Source organism: Nocardioides malaquae, from assembly GCF_015070385.1.
Taxonomy (GTDB): domain Bacteria; phylum Actinomycetota; class Actinomycetes; order Propionibacteriales; family Nocardioidaceae; genus Nocardioides; species Nocardioides malaquae.
This window is the reverse complement of record NZ_JADCSA010000656.1, coordinates 1-258: the sequence shown is the minus strand read 5'-3', so window position 1 is coordinate 258 and position 258 is coordinate 1. Positions and strand designations below refer to the sequence as shown.

Annotated in this window: 1 protein-coding gene; it reads left to right on the top strand. The window is 47.7% G+C overall.

Annotation, left to right across the window (positions count from 1 at the left end; translation table 11 throughout):
* Nucleotides 1-3: 3 nt before the first annotated feature.
* The coding region (locus IEQ44_RS18695) for a hypothetical protein (RefSeq protein ID WP_498371233.1) at nt 4-258 on the top strand (255 nt) is incomplete at its 3' end.

Below are 258 nucleotides of genomic sequence, written 5' to 3'. Positions count from 1 at the left end.
CAGATGTCCTTAAGGAATGTGTTGAGACTATTCCGAACCCATCCATCCACAATCCGTATTTTGAGGACAGAAGCCGATATGGCAAGTGGGATGAGTAAGGACATGCAGTGTCTAATTGGAGGACTTAGGGAGCTCCATAGTGTTGTACTAGAGAAGCTACTCACCAGTCCTACTGAGGAACAAGCAAGGGGCCGCTATTTGCAAGAACTGTCTGTGCGCCATGGCAAGAATATGGAGCTGGTGGCTTCACTAGAAACA